This is a genomic window from Paenarthrobacter sp., from assembly GCF_031180005.1.
Lineage (GTDB): Bacteria > Actinomycetota > Actinomycetes > Actinomycetales > Micrococcaceae > Arthrobacter.
The window spans coordinates 1-22,864 of the sequence record NZ_JAPSHI010000013.1; the positions used below are offsets into that span (position 1 = coordinate 1).

21 protein-coding genes and 2 pseudogenes are annotated in these 22,864 nt (G+C 61.8%); 11 read left to right on the forward strand and 12 right to left on the reverse strand.

Annotation, left to right across the window (positions count from 1 at the left end; genetic code table 11):
* The 4 genes and pseudogenes from RIF72_RS11085 to tkt form a co-directional block, all read right to left on the reverse strand.
* Positions 1 to 169, reverse strand: a pseudogene (locus RIF72_RS11085) (glucose-6-phosphate dehydrogenase); the annotation flags it as partial.
* A gap of 15 nt (positions 170 to 184) precedes the next feature.
* On the reverse strand, positions 185 to 1,816 hold the full coding sequence (locus tag RIF72_RS11090; RefSeq protein ID WP_309074892.1) for a glucose-6-phosphate isomerase: 1,632 nt from the start codon (positions 1,814 to 1,816) through the stop codon (positions 185 to 187).
* 6 nt (positions 1,817 to 1,822) lie between these two features.
* On the reverse strand, positions 1,823 to 2,941 hold the full coding sequence (gene tal / locus RIF72_RS11095) for a transaldolase (RefSeq protein WP_309074894.1): 1,119 nt from the start codon (positions 2,939 to 2,941) through the stop codon (positions 1,823 to 1,825).
* 33 nt (positions 2,942 to 2,974) lie between these two features.
* Complete coding sequence (gene tkt / locus RIF72_RS11100; protein ID WP_309074895.1) at positions 2,975 to 5,101, reverse strand: transketolase; 2,127 nt, start codon at positions 5,099 to 5,101, stop codon at positions 2,975 to 2,977.
* Positions 5,102 to 5,517: 416 nt separating this feature from the next.
* Between tkt and RIF72_RS11105 the strand changes: the two genes are divergently transcribed.
* Both RIF72_RS11105 and RIF72_RS11110 read left to right on the forward strand, forming a co-directional pair.
* The gene (locus tag RIF72_RS11105; RefSeq protein ID WP_309074897.1) at positions 5,518 to 6,480 is read left to right on the forward strand and encodes a heme o synthase; all 963 of its coding nucleotides are present in this window, start codon (positions 5,518 to 5,520) and stop codon (positions 6,478 to 6,480) included.
* Between the two features lie 281 nt (positions 6,481 to 6,761).
* A complete protein-coding gene (locus RIF72_RS11110) occupies positions 6,762 to 6,899 on the forward strand; it encodes a hypothetical protein (protein ID WP_309075041.1) in 138 nt (45 codons plus the stop codon).
* 111 nt (positions 6,900 to 7,010) lie between these two features.
* On the opposite strand, the pseudogene RIF72_RS11115 reads toward RIF72_RS11110, so the two are convergent.
* The 4 genes and pseudogenes from RIF72_RS11115 to RIF72_RS11130 form a co-directional block, all read right to left on the reverse strand.
* Positions 7,011 to 7,145 (reverse strand): annotated as a pseudogene (locus RIF72_RS11115) (TOPRIM nucleotidyl transferase/hydrolase domain-containing protein); the annotation flags it as partial.
* Positions 7,146 to 7,312: 167 nt separating this feature from the next.
* Positions 7,313 to 8,257 carry a COX15/CtaA family protein gene (locus tag RIF72_RS11120; protein WP_309074899.1) on the reverse strand — a complete coding sequence of 315 codons (945 nt, stop codon included), beginning with the start codon at positions 8,255 to 8,257 and terminating at the stop codon, positions 7,313 to 7,315.
* A gap of 48 nt (positions 8,258 to 8,305) precedes the next feature.
* Entirely contained in the window at positions 8,306 to 9,070 is a 765-nt protein-coding gene (locus tag RIF72_RS11125) for an ABC transporter permease (RefSeq protein WP_309074900.1), read from the reverse strand.
* Positions 9,067 to 10,032, reverse strand: coding sequence for an ABC transporter ATP-binding protein (locus RIF72_RS11130; protein ID WP_309074902.1), 966 nt, complete (start codon positions 10,030 to 10,032; stop codon positions 9,067 to 9,069). Before RIF72_RS11130 ends, RIF72_RS11125 begins: the two co-directional genes overlap by 4 nt.
* Before the next feature lie 109 nt (positions 10,033 to 10,141).
* Between RIF72_RS11130 and RIF72_RS11135 the strand changes: the two genes are divergently transcribed.
* The 6 genes from RIF72_RS11135 to RIF72_RS11160 are packed head-to-tail and all read left to right on the forward strand — an operon-like array spanning position 10,142 to position 15,294.
* Positions 10,142 to 10,963 (forward strand): helix-turn-helix domain-containing protein, encoded by an 822-nt coding sequence (locus RIF72_RS11135; protein WP_309074904.1) that lies wholly within the window; start codon positions 10,142 to 10,144, stop codon positions 10,961 to 10,963.
* Complete coding sequence (gene sufB, locus RIF72_RS11140) at positions 10,963 to 12,426, forward strand: Fe-S cluster assembly protein SufB (RefSeq protein ID WP_011774792.1); 1,464 nt, start codon at positions 10,963 to 10,965, stop codon at positions 12,424 to 12,426. Before RIF72_RS11135 ends, sufB begins: the two co-directional genes overlap by 1 nt.
* 2 nt (positions 12,427 to 12,428) lie before the next feature.
* A complete protein-coding gene (sufD, locus tag RIF72_RS11145) occupies positions 12,429 to 13,742 on the forward strand; it encodes a Fe-S cluster assembly protein SufD (RefSeq protein ID WP_309074908.1) in 1,314 nt (437 codons plus the stop codon).
* A gap of 20 nt (positions 13,743 to 13,762) precedes the next feature.
* Positions 13,763 to 14,119, forward strand: coding sequence for a non-heme iron oxygenase ferredoxin subunit (locus tag RIF72_RS11150; protein ID WP_017200887.1), 357 nt, complete (start codon positions 13,763 to 13,765; stop codon positions 14,117 to 14,119).
* 43 nt (positions 14,120 to 14,162) lie between these two features.
* A complete protein-coding gene (gene sufC / locus RIF72_RS11155; protein WP_011774795.1) occupies positions 14,163 to 14,948 on the forward strand; it encodes a Fe-S cluster assembly ATPase SufC in 786 nt (261 codons plus the stop codon).
* Positions 14,949 to 14,961: 13 nt separating this feature from the next.
* Complete coding sequence (locus RIF72_RS11160; RefSeq protein WP_054808115.1) at positions 14,962 to 15,294, forward strand: metal-sulfur cluster assembly factor; 333 nt, start codon at positions 14,962 to 14,964, stop codon at positions 15,292 to 15,294.
* Positions 15,295 to 15,397: 103 nt separating this feature from the next.
* Here the strand turns inward: RIF72_RS11160 and RIF72_RS11165 are convergent, their stop codons facing one another.
* On the reverse strand, positions 15,398 to 16,300 hold the full coding sequence (locus RIF72_RS11165; RefSeq protein WP_309074911.1) for a neutral zinc metallopeptidase: 903 nt from the start codon (positions 16,298 to 16,300) through the stop codon (positions 15,398 to 15,400).
* Between the two features lie 61 nt (positions 16,301 to 16,361).
* Here RIF72_RS11165 and RIF72_RS11170 point away from each other — a divergent pair, with 61 nt between their 5' ends.
* Positions 16,362 to 17,753 carry an AMP-binding protein gene (locus tag RIF72_RS11170; protein WP_309074912.1) on the forward strand — a complete coding sequence of 464 codons (1,392 nt, stop codon included), beginning with the start codon at positions 16,362 to 16,364 and terminating at the stop codon, positions 17,751 to 17,753.
* Positions 17,725 to 18,978 (forward strand): thiolase family protein, encoded by a 1,254-nt coding sequence (locus RIF72_RS11175; protein WP_309074914.1) that lies wholly within the window; start codon positions 17,725 to 17,727, stop codon positions 18,976 to 18,978. The genes RIF72_RS11170 and RIF72_RS11175 overlap by 29 nt, the downstream gene beginning before the upstream one ends.
* Here RIF72_RS11175 and RIF72_RS11180 read toward each other — a convergent pair.
* From RIF72_RS11180 to RIF72_RS11190, 3 genes are read right to left on the reverse strand one after another with little or no spacing between them, the layout of a single operon-like run.
* Positions 18,975 to 19,601, reverse strand: a complete 627-nt coding sequence (locus RIF72_RS11180; protein ID WP_309074915.1) for an energy-coupling factor transporter transmembrane component T — start codon at positions 19,599 to 19,601, stop codon at positions 18,975 to 18,977. The genes RIF72_RS11175 and RIF72_RS11180 overlap by 4 nt on opposite strands.
* Positions 19,598 to 20,335, reverse strand: a complete 738-nt coding sequence (locus tag RIF72_RS11185) for an ABC transporter ATP-binding protein (RefSeq protein WP_309074917.1) — start codon at positions 20,333 to 20,335, stop codon at positions 19,598 to 19,600. Before RIF72_RS11185 ends, RIF72_RS11180 begins: the two co-directional genes overlap by 4 nt.
* A gap of 18 nt (positions 20,336 to 20,353) precedes the next feature.
* Complete coding sequence (locus RIF72_RS11190) at positions 20,354 to 20,992, reverse strand: biotin transporter BioY (RefSeq protein ID WP_309074918.1); 639 nt, start codon at positions 20,990 to 20,992, stop codon at positions 20,354 to 20,356.
* A 269-nt stretch (positions 20,993 to 21,261) separates the two neighbouring features.
* Here RIF72_RS11190 and RIF72_RS11195 point away from each other — a divergent pair, with 269 nt between their 5' ends.
* A complete protein-coding gene (locus RIF72_RS11195) occupies positions 21,262 to 22,860 on the forward strand; it encodes an ABC-F family ATP-binding cassette domain-containing protein (RefSeq protein WP_011774803.1) in 1,599 nt (532 codons plus the stop codon).
* The last annotated feature ends 4 nt before the right edge of the window (positions 22,861 to 22,864 follow it).

The window sequence follows — 22,864 nt, forward strand, 5'->3', positions numbered from 1 at the left end:
TCGCCAAGTCATAAACCGCAGGCATGAGCTTCTTACGGGCAAGATCACCAGTGACTCCGAAGAACACCAACGACGACGGCCCGGCAATACGATTCAAGCGCCGATCCCGCGGATCCCGCAAAGGATTCCGGAGGCCGGCGTTCTTCCTGCCGTTTTCAGTTTCTGGCATGTTTGGTTCTGTGCCTTAGCTTTCGAGTGCGCTGGCTTGGTTGGCCAATGCAGCGACGACTTCCTGGAGTTGGGCTACACCCGCAGCGCGCTCAGTGAGGTGCAGGCGCAATACGGGGCGGCCATGGCCTTCGAGGACCTGGGCGTCGCCCGAGGCCTGGGCAGCAATGAGCTGACCGAAGGTGAAAGGCCGCTCCGGGATCTCAAGATCAGTGGAGGATGCTGCAGTTACCTGCAGGAACACACCGATGGCCGGTCCGCCCTTGTGGAACTGGCCGGTGGAGTGAAGGAACCGAGGACCCCAGCCGAACGTCACCGGACGCCCGGATACGGCTGCGAGTTCATCGCGGATGCCTTCAAGCGGCGCGTGGGAAATGCGGTCAAGGTAAGCCTGAACGCTGAGGTAACCGTCCGCGCCGAGCTGGCCAAGGAGCGCCTGCACGGCATCGGAAACAGTGGAGGCAGAGCCGAGCCAGTCGGCGCCGCGAACTTCCACAGCGCCATCAGTGAAGGCTGCGGGTGTGGGTTCTGGGCGGGCGTCCAGCAAGCCACGCGCAGCCACCTTGGCGGCCTCGACGTCGGGCTGGTCAAACGGGTTGATGCCCAGCAGTCGACCCGCCACGACAGTGGCAAACTCCCACACAAACATCTGCGAAGCCAAGCCACCGGCAATGGCAACCTCGTTGTCACGCAGTTCTACATCCGCATCGGCGTCCACCAGCCGGACCACCAGGATGTCCTCGGCACCGTTCAGGGCTTCCGGGGATTCCGGGCCTGCTACGACCGGCAGGACGCCGGTGCCCAGCTTGCCTGTGGACTCCGCGATGAGCTGTTCGGCCCAATCGGCGAAACCTGCTATGCCTGAACCGTCCTCGGCGATGACGATCTTGTTACGCAGCGGGCTGGTACCACCAAGGGCAATGCCCAGAGCCAGTCCGATGTTGTCAGCAGAGTCCTCGTTGAGGATCTCAGCAGCCTCTTCTGCCTCGTCCAGGAACGCCTGGATATCCACGCCGGCCAGCCCGCATGGCACCAAGCCAAATGCGGTTAGCGCCGAGAAACGGCCGCCGACGTTGGGGTCAGCGTTGAACACTGCACGGTAACCGGCCTCGCGGGAAACCTTATCCAGCGGAGAACCCGGGTCAGTAACAATGATGATCCTGCTCTTGGCGTCGATACCGGCATCGTTGAACGCCTTTTCGAACACGCGGCGCTGGGAGTCAGTTTCAACGGTGGAGCCGGACTTGGAGGAAACAACGATGGCAGTTTCCGCCAGCCGGTCCGCCAAGGCAGCACTGACCTGTTCAGGATCAGTGCTGTCCAAAACAGTCAGCTCGACGCCGGCAGTGCCGGCGATGACCTCGGGAGCCAACGACGACCCACCCATGCCACACAGGACAATGCGTGAGACGCCGTCGGCGCGGAGGGCATCGCGAAGTTCCAGAATGCCTTCGACCAAAGGTTGGGACACGGTGGCAGCCTCTACCCAGCCGAGACGAATCGCCGACTCAGACTCCGCTTCAGGACCCCATAGAGTGTGGTCTTTCGCGAAAATCCGGGTTGCGATCTTTTCCTCGACCAGGCTGTCAATGTGCTGGGCGATGGCCTCTTGGGCAGCACCGCTGGCGTCGTAGCTGATTGTGCTCATGATGGGTTAGGAAGCCTTCCGTGCGGTGGCGAGTGCGCCTTCGACGTCGGCGAGGAGTTCCTTCCAGGAGCCTACGAACTTCTCGAGGCCTTCGGTCTCGAGGAGGGTGACGACGTCGTTGTAGGAGACGCCGAGGGCTTCGAGGGCGTTGAGGGTCTCGTTCGCTTCGTCGTAAGTGCCGCTGATGGTGTCACCTGTAACGACGCCGTGATCGAACGTGGCGTCGAGGGTCTTTTCCGGCATGGTGTTGACGACGCCGGCTGCGACGAGTTCGGTCACGTAGAGGGTGTCCGGGTAGGCCGGGTCCTTCACGCCAGTGGAGGCCCACAGAGGACGCTGGGGGAGCGCGCCGGCCTCGGCCAGCACTGCCCAGCGCTCGGTGGAGAAGAGCTCTTCGTAGACCTGGTAGGCCAGGCGTGCATTCGCGACGCCGGCTTTGCCCTTGAGTGCCTTGGCTTCATCGGTGCCGATGGCGTCAAGGCGCTTGTCGATCTCGGAGTCAACGCGGGAGACGAAGAACGATGCCACGGAGTGGATCTTGGAGAGGTCGTGGCCGTTCTCCTTGGCCTGCTCAAGGCCGGACTGGAAAGCGTTGATGACCGCGCGGTAGCGCTCCAGGGAGAAGATCAGGGTCACGTTGACGCTGATGCCCTCGGCCAGCGTAGCCGTGATGGCTTCGAGGCCTTCAAGCGTTGCCGGGATCTTGATGTGGACGTTGTCCTTGTTGACCTTGGCGTAGAGGTGCTTGGCCTCGGCGATGGTTCCGGCGGTATCCCATGCAAGGCGGGGGTCGACCTCGATGGAAACGCGGCCATCCACACCCTTGGTGGCGGCGGCGACGGGCGCGAAGAGATCGCAGGCGTCAGCGACGTCCGTGGTGGTGATTTCGAAGATCGTTTCTTCGACGCTGGCACCGGCCGCGGCCTGCGCTGCGATGGTGGCGTCGTAATCCGTGCCGGCAGTGATGGCGGCGTGGAAGATGGACGGGTTGGTGGTCACACCAACGACGTTCTTTTCGTCGATGAGCTTCTGCAGAGTGCCCGTCTCCAAGCGGTTGCGCGAAAGGTCATCAAGCCAGATGGAGACACCGGCGTCGGAGAGCTGCTGTGTGGGAGTTGTAGACATGTGTTTTTCTCCTTGTGAGAGGGAAGCAGACTGTTATGCGTTGGAGTCTGCGAGGGAGTCTTTTGCTGCGGCGGCGACGGCTTCGGCGGTGATGCCGAATTCGTTGAAGAGCCGCTTGTAGTCAGCCGAGGCGCCGAAGTGTTCCAGCGAGATGGAGCGGCCGGCGTCGCCGACGAATTCGCGCCAGCCCAGAGCCAGGCCTGCTTCAACCGAGACACGGGCCTTCACGGATGCCGGGAGGACCGACTCGCGGTAGGCCTCGTCCTGCTTGTTGAACCACTCAACACACGGCATGGACACAACGCGTGCTGCGATGCCTTCGGCCTGCAATGCTTCGCGGGCCTGCACGGCGAGCTGGACTTCGGAGCCCGTGCCGATCAGGATGACCTGCGCGTCAACGGTTTCGCCGTCCTTGGAGGCTTCGGCCAGGACGTAACCGCCCTTGGCCACACCTGCGGTGGAACCGAACGTGTCACCGTTTGCTTCACCTTCGCCGCGGGCATAGGTGGGGATGTTCTGACGTGTCAGGACAATGCCCGCCGGGTTCTCGTGGTTCTCCAGCATGGCCTTCCAGGCAGCGGAGACCTCGTTCGCGTCGCCGGGACGGACAACGTCCAGGCCCGGGATGGCGCGCAGCGAGGCGAGCTGTTCCACCGGCTGGTGGGTGGGGCCGTCTTCGCCCAGACCGATGGAGTCGTGCGTCCATACGTACAGGGACGGAACACCCATCAGCGCGCCGAGGCGGATGGCCGGGCGCTGGTAGTCGCTGAAGATCAGGAACGTGCCGGAGAATGCGCGAGTGCGGCCGTGCAGCGAGATACCGTTCACGATCGACGCGGCAGCGTGCTCACGAATACCGAAGTGCAGCACACGTCCGTACGGGTTGCCCTTCCAGGCGTCCGTGGAACGGGACGTCGGGATGAACGACGGCGAGCCTTCAATGGTGGTGTTGTTGGACTCAGCGAGGTCGGCCGAGCCGCCCCACAGCTCCGGAAGTACCGGTCCGATGGCGTTCAGGACCTTGCCCGAGGCTGCACGGGTGGAAACATCCTTGCCTGCTTCGAACACGGGGAGGGCAGAGTCGATGCCAACGGGGAGCTTCTTGGCTTCAACGCGTTCCAGCAGCGCAGCAGCGTCCGGGTTGGAAGACTGCCATGCCTCAAACGAGGACTGCCAGGCCGCACGCGACTCGGCACCGCGGTCAAGGACCTTGCGGGCGTGCGCAAGGACTTCTTCGTCGACGTCGAAGGACTTTGCCGGATCAAAGCCAAGCACGGTCTTCAATGCTGCGACTTCCTCGGCGCCCAGGGCGGAGCCGTGGATCTTGCCGGTGTTCTGCTTCTTCGGTGCCGGGTAACCGATGATGGTGCGCAGCGAGATGATGGACGGCTTGTTCGTCTCTGCCTTCGCAGCGAGCAGTGCCGCGTAGAGTTCCTGGACATCTTCGACGTAGTCGCCGGTCTTGGTCCAGTCCACGCGCTGGGTGTGCCAGCCGTAGGCCTCGTAACGCTTCAGGACATCTTCGGTGAACGCGATGTCCGTGTCGTCTTCGATGGAGATGTGGTTCTCGTCGTAGATCACTACGAGGTTGCCCAGTTCCTGGTGGCCGGCGAGCGAGGAAGCCTCGGACGTTACGCCTTCCTGGAGGTCACCGTCGGAAGCGATAACCCAGATGGTGTGGTCGAACGGCGATTCGCCGGCGGGAGCATCGGCGTCGAACAATCCGCGCTGGCGACGCTGGGAGTAAGCGAAACCAACAGCCGAGGCAAGGCCTTGGCCCAGCGGACCGGTGGTGATTTCCACACCGGCGGTGTGCTTGTACTCAGGGTGCCCCGGGGTCAGTGAACCCCAGGTACGCAGAGCCTCAAGGTCCTTCAGTTCCAAGCCATAACCGGACAGGAACAACTGGATGTAAAGAGTCAACGACGTGTGGCCCGGCGACAGGACAAAACGGTCACGGCCGAGCCAATCCGGGTTCTTCGGGTCATGACGCATCAGCTTCTGGAACAGCAGGTACGCTGCCGGAGCCAAGCTCATCGCCGTACCAGGGTGGCCATTGCCGACCTTCTCCACGGCGTCAGCGGCCAACACGCGAACGGTGTCAACAGCCTTCTTGTCCAGATCGGTCCATGACAGTTCTTGCTCTTCCAAATGTGGCACGAAAACCGAGCCCCTCTCTGTGCTGACGGCAGGTGTATGGACACGGCACGCAGGAAGCACAGGATGGCGCCCGCTGCAATGTGTCTACCAGCCGTTCACCATTGAAACGTTGATCTCTCATCCAGACGCACGGATATCCAAGAATACGGTTTCCCGGATGGTCAACGTGTGCTGATCTGCTCAACAGCTTAGCCCTAAACGTGTCATGGAACTCAGGGAATCCCACTAACTGGACAGAATTTCCCTTATATGAATCACTATGGCCCGGCGGAAGAGTGAAGATTCGGAAACATTGACGTATTTTGCGGACATCGGAGCGCTTTCCGCCACGGTATGATATTTGGAGGCCAGCAGCGGTTCATGCGCCCGGTTTGAGGGACGGCAGCCGCTGCGAGAACCCCAGAGCATAGAACAGAGTGACTGCCGCCGTGAGCACAACTGATACGCCCGTTAACGCGTCCCCGGCCCGGGGAAGCATCGGAATGTCCCGTAAGTTCAAGGCGTATCTGGCTCTGACAAAGCCCCGTGTCATCGAGTTGCTATTGGTCAGCACACTTCCCACCATGATCTTTGCGCAGCGTGGCTTCCCGTCCATCGGCCTGATCCTTGCAACCCTCGTTGGTGGCGCATTCGCTGCCGGCAGCGCAGGCGTCTTCAACTGCTACATCGACCGCGACATCGATAAATTGATGCACCGCACGGAGAAACGTCCGCTGGTCACCGGTGAAGTGACACCCCGTGAAGCACTGATCTTCGCCTGGATCCTCGGCGCCGCCTCCATCGCAATCCTGTGGTTCGGCGCCAACCCGCTGTCTGCTTGGTTGGGCCTTGGTGCGATCGTGTTCTACGTGGTGATCTACACCATGATCCTCAAACGCCGCACTGCCCAGAACATCGTCTGGGGCGGCGCTGCGGGTTGCTTCCCGGTGCTCATCGCCTGGGCAGCGGTCACCAACACTGTCGAATGGCCCGCCATCGTGCTCTTCATGGTGATTTTCCTCTGGACGCCTCCTCACTACTGGCCGCTGTCCATGCGTTACGGCGAGGACTATCGCAACGCCAAGGTTCCCATGCTCGGCGCCATTGCCGGCGCGAAGGTGGTCTCTGTCCAGGTAGTTCTTTACGCTTGGGCCATGGTTGCCTGCTCGCTGCTGATGATCCCGGTGGGTGGGGCCGGATGGGTCTACACGATCGTGGCCGTTGTTGCCGGAGCCTGGTTCCTTTACGAGAGCCACGCGTTGTACAAGCGTGCGCAGGGTGGCGATGTTTCCAATAAGGGCGCCATGAAGGTGTTTCACGGCTCCATCAGCTACCTGACGTTGCTCTTCATCGCCTTGGCCGTTGATCCCTTCATCGGTTCAGCGATCGTCGGCGGCTAGCCCACCAACGCTCTCTCACCTCCCACGGGCTTGAGGCCAACGCCCTCTCACCTCCCACGGGTTTGAAGCCAACGCCCTCTCACCTCCCACGGGTTTGAAGCCAACGCCCTCTCACCTCACGACCCGAAAGATGCGACTAGTCGGGCTAGGGGAAGAGGCGCCTGTCCTTCCGGTAGCGCATTGACAAGCAGAGGCGCGTAGCGGATCTTATTCCCGCTGCGCCCCGCGAAGAATCGCCGTAACTGCCCTTCCACAGGCTGGTCCCGCAACGAGGGCTGGCGTTGCAGCAACCCAAAGGACGCGAGCTCCCCTTGGTCCGCGATGACGTTGAGCACGGCATCAACGCCAAGGCATCGGATGAGCTCGTCCTCCAAATCGGCGTTACAGACTTGGAAGCCTTGGTCCCGCAGCCCGCCTGACCCTAGGCCAGCCCGCATGAGCGCACGGGCAATGCCCGCAGCCTCGCCGAAATCGCATAGACCCAACAATCGGTGACCCGCCCCAGTGCGCCCATAGCGGTGGACGAAGTGCACGATGCTCGTGGCACCATTCATCGGCACAATCGAAACGCGTTCCATCCTTAGGTCGTGGCCCAGCCTTTTAGCCAGCATTTCCACAGCCAGCCGGTCGCTCTCGCCCTCCACCAAAACTGTCGTCCTCTGCACAGAACCAGTATGGCAAGGGTGGTGACTACTCTCAGGCCGCGATCCCTTGGTATGCGGCGCTGTGGGGAATCGGAGCCGGTCTGGCCAGCGGAACGTTGTCCGCGCTGTACCCGGCCCTGGTGGCTTCGCGGTCCAACCCCGCCCAGCTCATCCGGGCATAGAACGAGCTAGTTGGCCGGGCTGTGCTTCGCAAGGTCGGCAGCGTTGGTGGCCGCGCTCATCAGGACGGCTGCCCCGAACATATGCGCACCAACCAAGAGAGCCGGAATGCCGTTGTAGTACTGGGTGAAGCCGATGACAGCCTGCAGCAACGTCACGCCCAGCAGGAGATAGGTCGCAGTGCGGAACGGACCTTCGATTTTGTGGCGGACCACCAGGTACACCGCGAACAGCGTTCCGGCGGTGATGAGGTAAGCGGGCACGGCGTGGATATGTGAGAAAAGGTCCCAGTCGAGGTTGTTGCGGGGCGCATCTGCGTCGCCTGCGTGCGGCCCTGCGCCAGTGACAACAACGCCCAGCATCACCGAAACCGCCGAGCAGACGGCAACAGCAAACATCACGGGGCGAGCAAGCGAAGGGACGGACGGGAGGGTGCGATTCATGAAACGGCCGGTCCGACCGTAAGCCCGGTTGACCAGCAGCGTGGCAAATACCACCAAAGCCATGGAGACCAGGAAGTGCAGGCCCACAACCCAGGGGTTAAGGCCGGACAGTACGGTGATTCCACCGATCACTGCCTGCGCCGGGATGCTGGCAAGGAGTCCCACTGCAAGCATGAAGAGGTCCCGACGTTCCTTGCGGAGGTTCCACAAGTACACCAACATCATGGCGGCCACCGCCGCGAGGGCGAAGGTGAGTAGGCGGTTGCCGAATTCAATGAACCCGTGAAGGCCCATCTCCGGCGTGTTAACCAACGAATCGCTGGTGCAGCGCGGCCACGTCGGGCAGCCCAGGCCAGACGCTGTGAGTCGTACGGCGCCACCAGTTACCACCAGAACGGTCTGCCCAATGAGGGACAACAACGCCAGGCGGCGCACGGCCTTGTTGACCTCGGTTGGCAACTTGGAGGTCAATCGCTGGACGGTTTTTGGGAGGCGCGATGCCGTGCTCACAGTTTTCTCACTTCTCAGTTCTGCGTTGGTGGTCGGTGCCTGGTCGGGTTAGTTCCACTTGAACCATCGGATGGCCGCGGCGCCGGCCAGGACGGTCCATAGCAGGAGGACTGCTACGGCGGGGAAAGGCACAGCGCCCAACAGGAAGGCGTCCCGAAGTGCTTGGCCCAAGGCCCCGGAAGGAAGAAATTGAACGATCCCTTGAAGCAACGACGGCAATCGTTCGGCAGGCACCACAATGCCGCCCAATGCCCCGAGGAGGATCCACAGCAGGTTGGTAATTGCCAAGGTAGCTTCCGGCCGCACAGTGCCTGCCACCAGCAAGCCCAAAGCAGTGAAGGCAGCGGCGCCGAGAACCAGAAGCCCCATTCCTGGAAGCCAAGCCTCGAGCCGTGGTTGCCATCCCAGCAGGCCGGCAACTGTCCCGACTACCAGCACCTGAAGGAACAGGACCACCAGCACGGCCAAAATCTTGCCCGCGATGAGTCCGCCCCTGCCAAGGGGAGTAGTAGACAGGAAGCGGAGTACTCCGTATCGGCGATCAAAACCGGTGGCGATGCCCTGACCGGTGAAAGCTGTGGACATGGCGCACAGGGCCAGAATCCCAGGCGTGGCGACGTCTACGCGGGACCCGCCGAGGCCGTCAAGTAATGGAGTAACAACCAGACCCACCAGGGCCATCAGGGGTAGGACGACGGCAAGGATGAGTTGCTCACCGTTCCGCAGCATGGTGACGGTCTCGTAGCGGCCCTGCTGCATGATCCGGCGCGGCAGGGACGCCGGTCCGGCGTTGGGGGAGAGGAGCTTGCTCATCGGAGGTCCCTTCCGGAAATGTCCAGGAACACGTCTTCCAGGCTACGCGCTTCCAACCGCAGCGAGGCGGGCATGATGTTCCGTTCAGCCCACCACGCAGTCAGTGATGCGAGGTCTTTCGGCGTGATCGCACCGGTGATTGAGTAACTCCCTGAGCGAGTCTCCGTTATCTGAAGGCCCGCTCCTAAAGCACCGGTGAAATTCAATCCTCCGGGGGCATCGAAGTAAAGCGTCCGATCCGTGATGGGAGAGTCTGCGCCGTGATCGTGCCGTAGCAGCTCGGCGACCGTTCCCTCCACCACGTTGTGACCGCCGTCGATGATGTATACGTAGTCCGCCAGGCGCTCCGCGTCGTCCATCAGGTGCGTTGTCAACACTATGCCCATCCCGGCATCCCGAAGCTCGGCAATAAGTTCGAAAACCATTTGCCGCGACTGCGGATCCAGCCCGGCACTGGGTTCGTCGAGAAACAGGATTTCAGGATTACCAACAAGGGCCGCCGCTAGTGCCAGACGCTGCTTCTGCCCCCCGGAAAGGCGGCGAACGCTGGTCCTGCTGAACTGGTCAATTCCCAGCCGTTCCACCAAGGCGTCAACGTTCATGGGCTTTTGGTACATGCCGGCAACGTGCCGCAAGAGTGGGATTGGACGGGCCGACGGCGGGAGGCCGCCGTCCTGGAGCATCACACCTACGCGGGACCTGAGGTCGGCACCTGCCGTATCCGGGTCCGCTCCCAGCAGGGAAATGCGTCCGCCCGTCCGCTTCTGCAAGCCTTGGGCGCACTCCAAGGTGGTGGTTTTACCAGCGCCGTTCGCCCCCAACAGGGCGGTTACTTGGCCGCGTTCGGCCACAAGGGACAGCCCACTGACCACCCTGAGCATTTTGCCGTCAAGGGAGGCCAGGGGGCCTACGTCCTTTATGAGTCCATCTATAGTGAGGACAGGGGAATCGGGGGATCGCACCAGAGTATTCTACGGGAAGTAGTACGGTCACACTCAGCGACTGGCTAAGGTCAGTCTTGCCTTACTGGATGCATGAAACAAATTACGACATGATTGTGTTGTGTATTCCATGAGCAGTCCAACTTCCATGCCCTCAACGCGGCATGCTGCAGCGGCAGAGGCCTTCGTTGCCTCGCCTGCGCTGCCGGACGCGGATGACCGTACACGGGACCGGGTCTTGAGCGCTGTTCTGGAGAACGGCCCGGTAAGTGCCGCGGAGCTGGGCGACCTTCTGGGATTCACGCCGGCTGCAGTTCGTCGTCACCTTGACCATCTGGAACGCAGCGGGGTTATTGAGGTCAAACGAGTGGCTAAGGCCGGTTCCGGCGCAGGCCGTCCGGCGCGCCGTTACGTCCTTAGCTCGCAGGGGCAGTCCAAGCTCGGCGACGATTACCTGAACATCGCCAGCTCCGCGCTCAGGCGTCTTCAGGAACTTGCCGGCGAGGATGCAGTCCGCGAGTACGCGGAAGAACGCTTCTCGGACATGGAACGCCGCTATGCCCCCGAGGTGGAAGCCGCCGGTGATGACATCACGGCCCGCGCCATGGCATTGTCAAAGGCCCTCAGCCGTGATGGTTTCGTCGCGTCAGCCCACTCCATAGAAGCCAAAGCACCTTTGCCGGCAGCGTTGTCCAGTGTCCAGCTTTGCCAGGGCCACTGCCCGATTCAGCGGCTTGCCGCACAGTTTCCCGTGTTTTGCGACACGGAGACCAAGGTCTTCTCGCGCTTGGTAGGTGTCGATGTCCGGCGCCTGTCCACGCTCGCGCAGGGCGGACACGTCTGCACCACCCACATACCTACCGGGCGCCCGGCTGCCACGGCATCCCCGGATGTCGCAGAGCAGCCCGGGAACCCGTACCAGGAATCAAACAACCAGCAAGAAAGGCCGTGATGACGGACCAAATAGCAGAGAAAGCGGTAGCTGACGGCACTGTGATCTCGGAGATTCTGGAGAAGAATCCCGAACTGCACGGTATCGGAAACTACGAGTACGGCTGGGCCGACAAGAACGACGTAGGCGCCAACGCCCGTCGTGGCCTCAACGAGGAGGTCGTCCGCGATATCTCCTCGAAGAAGAACGAGCCCGAATGGATGCTCGATCTGCGGCTCAAAGGCCTTAAGTACTTCGACCGCAAGCCCATGCCTACCTGGGGTGCAGACCTCTCCGGCATCGACTTCGACAACATCAAGTACTTCGTGCGCTCCACCGAGAAGCAGGCGGCAACGTGGGAAGACCTTCCGGAAGACATCCGGAACACCTACGAAAAGCTGGGCATCCCGGAAGCTGAGCGCAGCCGCCTGGTTTCGGGCGTCGCAGCCCAGTACGAGTCCGAGGTCGTGTACCACCAGATCCGCGAGGACCTGGAAGCCCAGGGCGTCATCTTCCTGGACACTGACACCGCGCTGCGGGAGCACCCGGAGATCTTCCAGGAGTACTTCGGCACCATCATCCCGGTGGGCGACAACAAGTTCGCGTCGCTGAACACGGCCGTATGGTCCGGTGGATCGTTCGTGTACGTGCCCAAGGGCGTGCACGTGGACATCCCGCTCCAGGCATACTTCCGTATTAACACGGAAAACATGGGCCAGTTCGAGCGCACTCTGATCATCGCCGATGAGGACTCCTACGTTCACTACATCGAGGGCTGCACCGCTCCGATCTACACCTCGGATTCCTTGCACTCGGCCGTCGTGGAGATCATCGTGAAGAAGGGCGCCCGCGTCCGCTACACGACCATCCAGAACTGGTCCACCAACGTGTACAACCTCGTCACCAAGCGCGCCATCTGCGAAGAGGGCGCCACCATGGAGTGGATCGATGGCAACATCGGTTCCAAGGTGACCATGAAGTACCCGGCCGTCTACCTTGTGGGCGAGCACGCCAAGGGAGAGACACTGTCCATCGCCTTCGCGGGCGAGGGCCAGCACCAGGACACCGGGTCCAAGATGGTGCACATCGCACCGAACACCAAGAGCTCCATCATTTCCAAGTCTGTGGCCCGCGGCGGCGGACGCGCTGCTTACCGCGGCCTGGTACAAGTCCGTGAAGGCGCGAAGCACTCGGCCAACACGGTCCGTTGTGACGCCCTCCTGGTGGACACCATCTCCCGTTCGGACACGTACCCGTACATTGACATCCGCGAGGATGACGTTGTCATGGGCCACGAGGCCACCGTTTCACGCGTCAGCGAAGAGCAGCTCTTCTATCTGATGTCCCGCGGCATGCCCGAGGACGAGGCCATGGCCATGATCGTGCGCGGCTTCATCGAGCCGATCGCGCGTGAATTGCCCATGGAATACGCTCTTGAGCTGAACCGCCTGATTGAACTGCAGATGGAAGGGTCCGTCGGTTAACAATGACTGATATCACTACTGAAAAGGCGCGCATCGGCGCGCCCTCGGCCCAGCCGTTTATCAACGGCTTCACCGAGGAAGGCGAGAACCTTTCGCCCGTCAACACCGGAACGAACACCAGCACGACGTCGGAGCAGCCTTCCGCTGGCCCTCTCGCCGGTGCTTCGGCCAAGAGCCACTCGCATGGTGGCGGCGTTGGCATCCCGGACAGCTCCCGTGCGGGGCGTCTCACCTCCTACAAGCTGGCGGACTTCAAGCCGTTGAACGGCCTTGAGGAAGACTGGCGCTTCACGCCGCTGAAGCGCCTGCGTGGCCTCCACACCGAAGTCCTCAATGGCGCAGCTCCGGCTGTCAGCGTCACGGCACCGGCCGGCGTCGTTGTTGAAACCGTTGGCCGCGATGACAAGCGCATTGGCCAGGCGGCCATTCCGGAAGACCTCGTGTCTGCCAACGCCTGGGAGAACTTCGCCGAGGCCACTGTCGTCACCGTGCCCGCCGAGCTGCAGGCCGAAAATGAAGTCTCTGTCCTGATTACCGGCGCTGGAGAGGCACCGTCTGCCCAGCACATCGTGATTGTGGCAGAGCGCTTCTCCAAGGCGGTTGTGGTTCTGGACCACCAGGGTTCCGCAGTTGTGTCCGAGAACGTGGAAATCATCGTTGAAGACGGCGCTGAGCTGACCGTTGTGTCCTTGCAGGAATGGGCAGATAACGCTGTCCACGCGTCGTCGCAGCAGGCAAAGATCGGCCGCGACGCCAAGTTCAAGCACATCGTGGTCAGCCTTGGCGGCGACCTCGTACGCGTCACGCCGTCCACGCGCTTCACGGCGCCGGGTGCCGACGTCGAGATGTTCGGCCTGTACTTCGCAGACGCCGGACAGCACCTTGAGCAGCGGCTCTTCGTTGACCACGCAGTGGCCAACTGCAAGTCACGCGTCCTCTACAAGGGCGCCCTTCAGGGCCGCAACGCCCACAGTGTGTGGGTCGGCGACGTCCTGATCCGCAAGGAAGCCGAAGGCACGGATACCTACGAGGCCAACCGTAACCTGGTCCTCACTGATGGCGCCCGCGCGGACTCAGTTCCCAACCTCGAAATCGAAACCGGTTTGATCGATGGTGCAGGCCACGCCAGCGCCACCGGCCGCTTTGACGACGAGCACCTGTTCTACCTTATGGCCCGTGGCATCCCGGAAAAGGTTGCCCGCCGCCTGGTGGTCCGAGGCTTCCTCAACGAGATCATCCAGCAGATCAAGGTCCCGGCAATCGAAGAGCGCCTGACCGCAGCTGTTGAGCGCGAACTCGCCGCGACCGACAACTAGACAGGCCAGGCAGAGCAACAATGAGTGAAGAAACCAAGGGCGAACTGGTATGCAACGCCAATGACATCCAGGTCAAGCAAGCGCTGCGCGTCCTGATTGATGACTACCCTGTAGCCATCGTCAAGGACTCGATGGGCGACATCCATGCCATCGCCGATACCTGCTCGCACGCGGACATCTCGTTGTCCGAGGGTGAGGTTGAAGGCTGCGCGATTGAATGCTGGGGACATGGTTCCCAGTTCGACCTCCGCAGTGGACAGCCGCTCCAGCTGCCTGCTTACGACCCCGTCCCCGTTTTCGCTGTCACCATCGACGGAGACGACGTTTACGTGGACGTGACCAATGTTGTGAACGGCGCCTCGGTAGATCACTACTAAGCGCCCAGTACCGCCAGACTTACGAACGGAAAGAAAGAAGAGCATGTCAACTCTTGAAATCAAGGACCTGCACGTCAGCATCGAGACGGAGCAGGGCACCAAGGAGATCCTGAAGGGCGTCAGCCTCACCATCAAGACCGGTGAAACGCACGCCATCATGGGCCCCAACGGCTCGGGCAAGTCCACCCTTGCCTCCACCATCGCCGGCCACCCGCGCTACAACGTCACCAGCGGCACCATTACGCTGGACGGCGAAGACGTGCTGGAAATGAGCGTTGATGAGCGCGCCCGTGCAGGTGTCTTCCTCGCCATGCAGTACCCGGTAGAGGTTCCCGGCGTCACCATGACCAACTTCCTGCGGACCGCCAAAACCGCGATCGACGGCGAAGCACCCGCCCTGCGCACGTGGACCAAGGACGTCAAGGCTGCCATGCAGCAGCTCCGTATCGACGCCGACTTCGCACAGCGCAACGTCAACGAAGGCTTCTCCGGTGGTGAGAAGAAACGTGTTGAAATCCTTCAGCTCGAACTCTTCAAGCCGAAGTTCGCCATCCTTGACGAGACCGACTCCGGCCTTGACGTCGATGCTTTGAAGGTTGTCTCCGAGGGCGTCAACCGCGCGCACGAAGAGGGCAACATGGGCACACTGCTTATCACCCATTACACCCGTATCCTGCGCTACATCAAGCCGGACTTCGTCCACGTCTTCGTTGACGGCAAGGTTGTTGAAGAGGGCGGACCCGAGCTCGCGGACCGTCTTGAAGAAGAGGGTTACGACCGCTACGCTCCAGGCGCAGGCGTTGCCGTTGCTCCTGCAGTGCAGGCCTAGTTAGGATCGTTCCATGACCGAAATCAACACGGCGCGAACCAGCCTCGAGGACGTCGAGGAAGCGCTCAAGGACGTCATTGACCCCGAACTGGGGGTCAACATCGTGGACTTGGGCCTTCTCTACGGACTCAAGTACTCCGACGAAGACGGCGCGCTCCTGATCGACATGACACTGACCACGGCGGCCTGCCCGCTGACGGACGTGCTTGAAGAGCAGGTGGGCAAGTCCCTCGACGGCGTAGTTGATGATTGGCGCCTGAACTGGGTATGGATGCCGCCATGGGGTCCCGAGCGGATCACCGACGACGGCAAGGACCAGATGCGCGCCCTCGGCTTCAACATCTGATCAGCAGTTTTCGCTCGCTTCGGCGGGCATGAGGAAGGGTTCCGGGCTTGCCGCCCGGAACCCTTCCTTTTCATGTCGCCAATGCATTCATGTCGTCAACACACTAGGGCACAGCCACCCCAAAGGTGTCGCACTTGTTGATATCGCCAGTGGTATACCCCTGATAGAACCATTTCTGCCGCTGCTCACTGGACCCGTGGGTCCAGGATTCAGGAGACACCCGGCCGGTTGCCGCTTCCTGGATCCGGTCATCGCCAACGGCGGAAGCAGCCGAGAGGGCATCCTGCAGGTCCTGTTGGGTCAGGGGATCAAGGAAGGGTTTGCCGCTGGCGTCCGTCTGGGTGGTGGCATGCCTAACCCACAGTCCCGCATAACAATCAGCCTGCAGTTCCACCCTGACGGCGCCGGACTGGGGACCTTGCGGGTCCTGCTGGGCTTGGTCAAGGTTACCGAGGATGTTCTGGACATGGTGTCCAAATTCGTGGGCGACTACGTACTCCTGCGCCAAAGGACCTCCCGACGAGCCGAACCGGGTTACCAGGTCATCAAAGAACCCAGGATCAAAGTAGGCGGTGGTGTCCGCAGGGCAGTAGAACGGACCCACGGCACTTGTGGCCGCACCGCAACCGGTGTTCGTGGCTTGGCTGAAAATGACGGTCTTGGGACGGGGATATTCCACGTTATAGTCCGCCAGGTAGTCAGGCCAGAAGGCATTGAGGCTGTTCACTGTCCCGGTGATCCGGCAGTCCAGGCGCTTGTCCGCGTCGGCACCTGTCCGGCATTCCTGGACACCTCCGGCCCCACCACCACTTTCGACGGCGGGTGGCTGGCTTCCGCTGCCTGTAAGGTCCCCGAGGATATTGGGATTGATACCGAAAAGTGCCAGCAACAGCACCACTATTCCACCGCCGATGCCACCGCCGATCTTCGTGCCACGGCCCATGCCACCGCCACGTCGGTCTTCCACTTGCGAGGGGTCAAGCTGTGCGCCGTCATTGAAACTCATACAGTCAGAATAGACGTCACTATTGGTGCCCGGCGCCGGACACTGCCGTAAAATTGGATGGATGCCTTTCCTGGACAAACTTCAGCTCTGGGCCGAAGAGCGCCCCCACGACACCGCCGTCGTTGTGGGCAGCAGCCGGCTCACCTGGGCGGGACTTCGCGACGCTGCAGCAGGGTTGCTGAGTGACGCTACTGCCACTACTGTTCTTGCCGAGCCCAACTCCGTTCGCTTTGTTGAGCGTTACGCGGCTGCTGTGGCGGGGGAGCGTCGCTGTGCTGTGCTGGACCCCGAATGGCCGGTCCCGATGATCGAGGAAATTTCATCGCGCGTCTTTGGTGGCATCACATCCATGCAGGCTGAGCTGGTGGATGGAGACCCGTCCAGCACCTTCCTGATTGGCCTGACGTCCGGCACCACTTCGGTTCCCAAAGCGTTCACCAGGTCCCGTCGTTCCTGGCAAGTGTCCTTCCAAGCGTCCATTGAATTTTTTGGCCTCTCACAGGATGATTGCACCCTGGCGCCGGGACCCCTGTCAGCCAGCCTGAACTTGTATGCCCTCTCGGAGTGCCTGTATGCGGGGGCCGCGTTCCACACGCTTGAGTCGTTCGACGTCGGCGACGCCCATGCTGCCATCAGTCACGACGGCATCACCCGGCTGGTCCTGGCGCCCACGGCGCTGCGTCTGCTGAGCGAACGGGGACTCGCCGGCGACGTTGATGCTTCGGGCATCCGCAGCATCATTTGCGCGGGTTCCAAGTTGGACGCCCGGACGTTGGAGGCGGCTCGGCGATGGGCGCCCCGCGCGGCCATTTACGAGTACTACGGTGCCTCCGAATTGAGCTTTGTTTCCGGCACCCGCCTTGCCGCTGGTGAACCACTGGACGCGGGCGGCACCAGTATTGGCTTGCCCTTCCCGGGCGTTGAACTGAGCATTCTGGATGACACTGGCAGGTCCGTGCCGGACGGCGACCACGGCAATATCAGCGTTCGCAGCGGAATGGTCAGCAACGGCTACCTTTGGGGGGACGATGGTCAAGCACTACGGTGCCTTGACGGTTGGTACACCGTGGGGGATCAGGGCTTCCTGGAAAACGGCACCCTTCACATTCTCGGCCGCCGCTCGGACATGATCATTACTTCGGGAAAGAATGTCTACCCCCATGAGGTTGAGCTTGCCGTTAGCTCCGTGCCTGGTGTGGACGTTGCGATTGCCGCCGGGGCTCCCGACGATGTCCGCGGCCAAAAGGTGATTGCCGGCGTCGTGCCTGCCTATGGTGCGGTCACCGCTACCCAGCTCCGCACGGGCCTGGATGGGCTGCTGGCACGGGACAAATGGCCGTTGCAGTACTACTTGTTAACGGAGTTGCCCATGACTGACCGGGGCAAGGTCAGTAGAAAAGTCCTGCTGGACTGGATCAAGAATCATGACTCCCGGGCACAGCCCCTTGGATAGGGGCAAACCTTCGGGTAGCGGCAAGCCTGGCGTCGGATTGTTGCACCACGGATCCGACGAATCCCGGCAACCCGTAATCATTGCCGCGCTTCGGTCTCCGATTTGTCGAGCCAAAGGGCAACTGAAGCACCTCCGGGCACCGGATCTCCTGGCACCCGTGTTGGGTTCCCTTCTCCGGGAAATACATGCGGACCCTGCGGATGTGGACGATGTCATCATCGGAAACGCCGTGGGCGGGGGCGGAAATGTGGCCCGGTTCGCCGCACTCCAGGCCGGCTTTCCGGTGACCGTGCCAGGCCTTACCGTTGACCGGCAGTGTGGTTCAGGCCTTGACGCCATTGCGCTGGCGTCACGACTTGTGACTGCCGGGGGCAATCCGCTGTACCTTGCCGGCGGCGTTGAGAGCATCAGCACCGCACCGGCCCGGGCCAACAGAGCCGACGACGGCGAACTCGAGTTTTATTCCAGGGCCAGCTTTGTGCCTCCACAGTTCGGTGACCCTGATATGGGTGTTGCTGCGGAGAACGTGGCCCGCGAATATGGCGTGACCCGGGAGAGGCAGGACGAGTACGCACTCCGGAGCCATCGCCGTGCGGTTGAAGCGTCGCGGGCAGGGGCGTTCGCGGATGAAATCGTTCCGCTTAAGAGCAACGAAAAACTGGTCGATTCCGATGACGGCCCCCGGGCTACTCTGAGGGCTTCGCTGATGTCGAGGTTCCCTGCTGCGTTCGTCCCGGGTGGAACTGTCACGGCTGCCAACTCCTGCTTCGACGCAGACGCAGCCTCCGCTGTGGTCATAACGTCACTCAAGCGAGCCCGGAAGATGAGTGCGTTGGACGGATTGCTGGTGTTGGGGTGCGACACCGCCGGCGTTGGTCCGGAACTCCTTGGTATTGGGGCCGGCCACGCCGCCGAACGGCTCCTTAACCGCCACGAAGTGGATGCGGGTGACATTGACCTGATTGAGTTCAACGAGGCGTTTGCCTCCCAAACCATTGCGTGCATGGATTACTTGCGGGTAGATCCCGAGCGAGCCAACCTCGACGGCGGCGCCTTGGCTTTGGGTCACGGCTACGGCGCCTCGGGCGCGGTCCTGGTAACGCGGTTGATGGCTCAGGCACGCAGCCGATATTCAGCGCATGGCGACAGTCCGTTGGCGTTGGCAATGATCAGCATTGCAGGTGGCATGGGAACCGCCGCGCTGGTGCGGTACACCAGGCTTTAGTCCCTCTCCGGTTCGCCCAGCCCGCGGGCTGCCAGGGCGTCGCCCGTTTGACGGGCGTACGCCACGGTGGTGATGAAGACAGGCAGGACCAACGCGCGGGGATTGCGTTCAAGCCCACGTGCCCGCGCGGAGTCCCGTACGTCAGCGAAAGTGCCCGCAATGAATGGAATGCTCCTGAGCATTACTGCGATGGTCAAGGCGAAACGTTCAGGATCGGCACCGAAACGCCGGAACGGTTTCGCCACTGCCACCACACCATCCAGCAGCTCCTGCACGGGCGTGGTGGCTGTCAGCACGGACGCTGCCACCACACAAACAAGCACGTTCAGCACGATGCGTGCCGCAGTGGGTCCACCGAGTTGCCACCACTGGAAGAGACCGATGACCAGCAGGATGGGCGCCACCATCCAGATGGCCCTCAGAAGTCGCCGTAAGCCTGCTCCGGTGAGGAGGAACATGCCACACATGATGGCGAAAACCACAAGGGAAACGGCATAATCCACAATGAGGAAGGACGCCGTTCCACAGGCGGCAACCACAATGAATTTCAACCACAGGGGAGTGCGGTGGATGATCGAATTACCGCGGACGTAATTCGCAATCAGGAATCCGTGGCCCCTCACCTCGACACATCGCCCAAGGGACCGTTGAGCAGGGCAGCCGCGCAAAGCGCACGGTAACGTGCGACGCCGTCGGCAGCACCGCCGTCGAACACGATTCGTCCGGACTCCACCACCAGCACCCGGTCCATGTCGAGCGCAAGGTCGAGATCGTGCGTGGACATGATCACCTGTTGGTCGAGTTCGGCTACGGTACGCCGCAGAAGTTCGCGGTTCCGGAGGTCCAGGAGGGTGGACGGTTCGTCAAGGACCAGGACTGCCGGATCAACGGCAAGGACTGCAGCCAGTGCCAACAGCTGCCTTTCACCACCGGACAGTTCGTAGATGCTTTGATCGGCAAGGTGCAGCAGGCCGAAGCGATCGAGGACTACTTCTGCCCGTGCTGCCCGTTCCTTGGAGTTCTTGATGGAGCGGCGCAGGGAAAGCTCAACGTCTTCCCGTCCTGTGGGCATCACCAACTGGGACAGGGGATCGGTAAAGACGAAGCCCACATTGCCTCGGACGCGTCTGACGTCGGCCACGGTGTCATCGCCGTGGACCACAACGTTGCCTTCGCTCGGTTCAACCAAACCGTTCAGGAGACGGAGCAGTGTGGATTTCCCGGATCCGTTAGCGCCGATCACCCCGATTCTGCGCTCGGTCAGGTGCAACGAAACGTCCTGCAGCAACGTCTTGGGCACGACGCTGCCATCAACCGGGACGCGCACCGAGACACTACTGAAACTGATGGAGTTCATCTACTGATTGTTCCTGCTTTACTTGACCCGACGCACCAGCACGTCCGGGAATGCCTTGTGAATCGCCATGGCGATGATCACAGCCAGAACGTTCTTCAGAATGTCACCGGGGACGAAGGGGAGGTCTGCGAGGAGAGCTTTGGTGAAGTCCAATTTGGCATTGACCATCATTCCCAGGACACCCAGCGCGTGGATGACCACGATGCTGCTTACCATCGCCGCTGCGAAAAGCCAGAGCGCACGGAACTTGACCGTCCGGCGGAGGACAACCGCCGCTAGGTAGCCGGTTGCCGCTGCGGCCAGCGGGAACGCGATGATGTATCCGGCGGAGGGCGTTGCAAGAATCCCTAATCCGCTGCGGCCGCCGCTGAAGATCGGCAGCCCGGCGAAGCCGAGCAACACATAGAGCCCGACGGCGGCGAAACCGCGTCCGGCGCCCAGCACCAGCCCGCTGAGCATCACCGTCAGGGTCACCAGGGTGATGGGAACACCTAGAGCGCCTACCGGTATGCCGGGGACGATCGCGGAGGCGGCCACGAGGGCTGCGAATACGGCAATGAGGCCGAGGTCGGTGGCATTCCAGCGTTTGCGGGCAGAGGCGGTGCGCTGCGCTGTCGCCTTGGCCGTGGCAGCAGTGTCAGGTTGGGTCTGGCTCATGACGGTCCTATCGGGTGCGGTGCGATGAAAGTTTGTTTCCCCTCTTGTCGAGGGTACGGAGGTAAGGAGGCCGGGATTTTGGAGCCTTCCAACAAAGTCTTTCGGGAATTGTTTGGCCGTTGGCACAGTTTTCCCCTTTGGAGCCCGATGTCCGCCAGCGGCCGGCGTACCGGTAGACTTGAACAGGCTGTTCTCACGGCCGCACCCCGCCGCACTTATCGGACCCACCGGTCCCCGCGAGCGTTCCCCATTGAAAGGCATCACCCGAATTGATTACCGTCCAGGACCTCGAACTCCGCGCCGGCGCACGCCTGCTCATGGACCAGGTCAACTTCAGGGTGGACAAAGGCGACAAGATTGGTCTCGTCGGACGTAACGGTGCCGGCAAGACAACCCTCACCCGGGTCCTCGCCGGCGAAGGCCTTCCCGCAGGCGGCAAAGTCACCCGCAGCGGCGAGATCGGCTACCTGCCACAGGACCCGCGGACGCCTGACATGGAGCAACTTGCCCGGGACCGCATCCTTTCCGCCCGCGGCTTGGACGTCGTGGTGGGCAAACTCAAGAAGGCCCACGAGGATATGGCAAGCGACGATGCGGCTGTACAGCGGAAAGCCATGAACCGCTATGACCGTCTTGAAGCTGAGTTTCTCTCGGGTGGCGGCTATGCTGCGGAGGCCGAAGCCGCTGCGATCTCCTCCAACCTCGCACTGCCGGATCGGCTGCTCAACCAACCGTTGAAGACTCTCTCCGGTGGCCAGCGGCGCCGTGTCGAGTTGGCACGGATCCTTTACTCGGACGCGGAAACCCTGCTCCTTGACGAGCCCACCAACCACCTTGACGCTGACTCCATTACCTGGCTGCGCGACTTCTTGAAGAACCACCAGGGTGGCTTGATCGTGATCAGCCACGACACGGACCTGCTCGAAGCAACCGTGAACAAGGTGTTCCTGCTGGACGCCAACCGCGCCCAGATCGACTTCTACAACATGGACTGGAAGCGCTACTTGCTCCAGCGCGAAACGGATGAGCGCGCCCGGAAGCGCGAACGCGCCAATGCCGAAAAGAAGGCGCAGGTCCTGATTGACCAAGCCAACAAGATGCGCGCCAAGGCCACCAAGGCCGTGGCGGCCCAGAACATGGCCAAGCGCGCCGAGAGGCTCCTGAGTGGACTGGAGGCCGTGCGCGAAAACGACCGCGTGGCCGCGTTGCGCTTCCCCGATCCGTCTCCTTGCGGCAAGACCCCGCTGACCGCGGAGGGCCTGAGCAAGTCCTATGGCTCGTTGGAAATCTTCACGGACGTCGACCTGGCAATTGATCGCGGCTCCAAGGTGGTCATTCTTGGCCTCAACGGTGCCGGCAAGACCACCCTTCTGCGCATGCTGGCGGGGGTCGATAAGCCTGACACAGGCGACATTATCCCCGGGCACGGCCTCAAGGTGGGCTACTACGCCCAGGAGCATGAAACACTCGACGTCGACCGCACGGTCTTGGAGAATATGCGGTCTTCAGCTCCGGACATGAAAGACGCCGAAGTCCGCGGCATCCTGGGTTCATTCCTGTTTTCCGGTGACGACGTCGACAAGCCTGCGGGCGTACTCTCCGGCGGTGAGAAGACACGTTTGGCCCTGGCGACGATTGTGGCCTCCAGCGCCAACGTGCTGCTCCTTGATGAGCCCACCAACAACCTGGACCCTGCCAGCCGCGCCGAAATCCTGGGGGCGCTCAAGAACTACAGCGGCGCCGTCGTCATGGTCAGTCACGACGAAGGTGCCGTGTCTGCGTTGAACCCGGAGCGCGTTGTGTTGCTTCCGGACGGTGTTGAAGACCACTGGAACGAAGACTACCTGGATCTTATTACCCTCGCGTAAGGCT